Here is a 550-nt window from a genome sequence, read left to right as displayed (position 1 = left end):
CTCGTCCTGATGGTGGTGCTCGGGGCGGCGCCGGTGGCGGGGCTGCGATGAGGGACGCCGAGATCGCCGGCCTGCTGGCCGCATCCACGGTCGAGCCCTGCGGCGGGGCGGCGCTGCATCTGCTGACGCCGGCGGACTGGCAGCACCTCGCGACGCTGGTGGATCCGGCGGATTTCGCCGGCCTGTTCGTGGCCGATGGCCGCGCCCATGCGCTGTTCTTCCGCGCCGCGCCGCTGCTGGTCGCGGTGACGCTGGCGGACAAGGCGTTTCCCGCCCTGTCCCCGTCCATTCCCGCCGCTTCCTGGTTCGAGCGGCTGGCCGCCGAGCGCGATGGCGCGATCGCGACGGGCGCGGCCGACACGCGCCCGGCCGTCCGCCACGGCGAGGGCGACGCCGCCTGGCCGCGCTTCGCCGAACCGGCGGGCGAGGGGGCGTTTCAGGTCGGGCAGGGGCCGGTTTCGGGGCTGATCGCCCGGCCGGTTCATCGCCGATTCACCATCGAGGCGGGACGGATCGCCCGGCTCGAGCATCGGCACGGCTATGCCCATCG

1 pseudogene is annotated in these 550 nt (G+C 75.1%); it reads left to right on the top strand.

The features are described 5' to 3' along the window. Nucleotides 1-47: 47 nt before the first annotated feature. Nucleotides 48-550: pseudogene (locus tag APM_RS13215) on the top strand (Ni Fe-hydrogenase III large subunit); the annotation flags it as partial.

Origin of the sequence: Acidiphilium sp. PM (assembly GCF_000219295.1) — a bacterium.
Classification (GTDB): Bacteria; Pseudomonadota; Alphaproteobacteria; order Acetobacterales; family Acetobacteraceae; genus Acidiphilium; species Acidiphilium multivorum.
This window is presented reverse-complemented; position numbering and strand designations above follow the sequence as displayed.